The sequence below is a fragment of the Acinetobacter geminorum genome, assembly GCF_013009345.1.
Classification (GTDB): Bacteria; Pseudomonadota; Gammaproteobacteria; order Pseudomonadales; family Moraxellaceae; genus Acinetobacter; species Acinetobacter geminorum.
The window spans coordinates 1-2,800 of the sequence record NZ_JABELE010000041.1 but is presented as its reverse complement, the minus strand read 5'-3'; the positions used below and the strand labels follow the sequence as shown (position 1 = coordinate 2,800).

The following is a 2,800-nucleotide window of genomic DNA, read 5'->3' as shown; positions in this document are numbered from 1 at the left end:
ATTCATGCACGTATGGCAGTATTAAATAAATTTACGGACTTAGGCAGACCACATACCCGAGTTGTCACTTAAATTTGGCTCAATTAGGATCGCTTCTATCTTTCAAACCTTTATGCAACAAAGCCCTATTAAAGTGCAATTTTGGTACTATTCAGCCTTATGGTGGAATAAATATAAAAATAAACACTTTTAAGTGACAGTTCTTCCACCTTTGATAATTCATCTGTGTCGCTCAAGCAATCAATTTGAAAGTAGGAATAGCCTACAGCACCACTAAAGTGGAATTACTCAACATATACTCCACCATTAAAGTGACAAGCCTTCCACCATTCCGATATTCTTGACTATCAAACATCATGTTATCAATTAAATTTTATACAAATATTTTATCCACAGAATAAAAAACATCTAATGACAAGTCTTCCACCTTTATTTCAATAAAAACAAACTTATCAACATCACAAGCAGTTGAATTGTATTGTTTTAAATTAAAAAAACACATTAAAATAAATCACAATGACAAGTCTTCCACCATAGTGACAAACCTTCCACTTATCAGTGACAAACCTTCCACTTATTAGTGACAAACCTTCCACTTATCAGTGACAGGCCTTCCACTTATTAGTGACAAACCTTCCACTTTAAAAAATCTATCTAATTGTTTTTTAAACAAATAAAACTTGTTTAATTATAATTAACTAATTAATACTAATTAAAATTAGCTAGCTATATTTTTTAAAAAAGTTAAGAAATGTTTTTCCCACATCTTTTGAATTCAAAAGATAAAAATATGACAAAGGAACTGTAGCAAGTTGCTACAAATATCTTTATATTAAATGAAATCAAAGTAAATTCCTTAAGACAAATATGTCAACTAAAATCATTGCTGTAGCTAATCATAAAGGTGGTTGCGGGAAAACAACTACTGTAGTACATCTTGCTTCAGAGCTTGCTGAATTAGGAAATAAGGTCTTAGTAATTGATCTGGATCCACAAGCAAATGCAAGTTTACATATAGGATTAAGACACCCTAGCGAAGTTGAAACTACATCAGCTGAATTACTTATTGGTGATATAAGTCTATTATCGGAAGCATTAGAAGAAGAAACAAAATTTAAAAATGTTTCCTTAATATATGGCTCATTAACTCTTGGTAAAACTGAAGATCAATTGAAAGATGATGCACCAAGACCATCCGAGGAACTTTCAAATAAATTGGAAATTCTAGAAGGATTATATGACTACATTCTTATTGATTGCCCTCCTAGCTTAAAATTACTAACCAGCAATGCTTTAGCCGCTTCGACACATGTTATTGTTCCAATTGAATCTGGTTCACAATACGGTCTCTATGGTGTTACTGATTTAATTAATCATTTAAGTAAAATTAGAAGAGTTAACCCTGAATTAGAACTCTTAGGTGCTTTATTAATTAAACATGATGAGCGTCAGAATGTATGTAAATTAATAAAAGATGAAGCATTTAATCAAGTTGGAGAATTATTGCATACCACAATTCCAATGAGCACTAAGGTTAATCAAGCTGCAATTTTGCAACAACCTTTATTATCTGTTGATAAAAACTCAAAAGTTCGAAAAGCTTTTGAAACTTTAGCACAAGAAATTGTTCAGCGTGTCGGATAATATAATTCTGGAAATACTATGGTAAGTAATAAAGAGCTATTGGCTAAACGTCTTCAGCAAAATACTCAAAAGCATCAACATGCCCAAAAGGAGCATATTAACGATGTCAAAGAGCTAAGACGTAATGTACAAATTACAGATATTCAGGCTAGCCCTAACCAGCCTCGAAAACTCTTTAATCAACAAGATATTGAAGATTTAGCAGCATCAATTGAAGAAATTGGGCTATTACAACCAATTGCAGTTCGTAGAATAAATGATAAATATGAGTTGATTGCTGGTGAAAGACGATTGAAAGCCCACCAATTTCTCAATAAGAATACCATTGAAGTAATCATTATTGATGCATCGGATGAAGAAGCTGCTTTATTAACATTAGCTGAAAATTTAAAGCGAGAAGATCTGACAGATTATGAAATATATGTTGGATTAACTTCTTTGGATGAAAAATTAAAAAAAAATAAGCAGAAGTTAGCAAAGTCATTAGGTTTGAATCGTGAAGATATGTATAAATATTTATCTTATGAAAAATTACCTGGAGAGTTGATTGAAGATTTGGAGAAACAGCCGTCATTATTAGCACGGACCGCTGCTACAGCAGTGAAAAAGTTTCTATCAGATCATGATGAAAACCATGAAAAAGCTAAAGAAGCATTATTCGAAGCATGGTCAAAATTGCTTAAAAAAGAAGTTGAACAGACAAAACTGGCATCACTAGCTGAAAAAATCTTTAAGTCAAGAGAAACGAAAGAAGTAATTCAAACTTCAATTGTACATAAAATTGAATATGATGGGAAAGTTGCTGGTAATATCAAATTTGACCATAATACATTAAAGGTATCTTTAAAAATGGGCCAATTTGATGATCAAAATTTACAAGAATTAAAAGCTTTCCTAAAACGAATGTTAGAAAAATAAAGTAAAAAAATAGTGTAGCAAGTTGCTACACTATTTTTTGCAATTAGGAAAATTTATATAAGTAGTCATAATAATATTTTCATAAATTTGTCATGTAAATTGAATGTTTAAAGCGTATTTTTCGACCATCCTAAGATGAGTTGATGCAATGCTTTGGCATAGGCTTTGTTGCATAAAGCCTTTGAAGGTAAAGTTTTCCTAAGTTGCTAAAATTTAGGTTACAACTTGGGTATGAGGT

General features: G+C 31.3%; 2 protein-coding genes. Both read left to right on the top strand.

Features of this window, described 5'->3' with window-relative positions:
- Window positions 1–867 precede the first annotated feature (867 nt).
- Window positions 868–1,644 (top strand): ParA family protein, encoded by a 777-nt coding sequence (locus HJG58_RS18550; RefSeq protein WP_000104830.1) that lies wholly within the window; start codon window positions 868–870, stop codon window positions 1,642–1,644.
- 18 nt (window positions 1,645–1,662) lie between these two features.
- On the top strand, window positions 1,663–2,562 hold the full coding sequence (locus HJG58_RS18545; protein ID WP_005130172.1) for a ParB/RepB/Spo0J family partition protein: 900 nt from the start codon (window positions 1,663–1,665) through the stop codon (window positions 2,560–2,562).
- Window positions 2,563–2,800 lie beyond the last annotated feature (238 nt).

Excerpts from the sequence above, each read along its gene's own strand:
- HJG58_RS18550 (WP_000104830.1), top strand. The coding sequence starts at position 868 with ATGTCAACTAAAATCATTGCTGTAGCTAATCATAAAGGTGGTTGCGGG.
- HJG58_RS18545 (WP_005130172.1), top strand. The coding sequence starts at position 1,663 with ATGGTAAGTAATAAAGAGCTATTGGCTAAACGTCTTCAGCAAAATACT.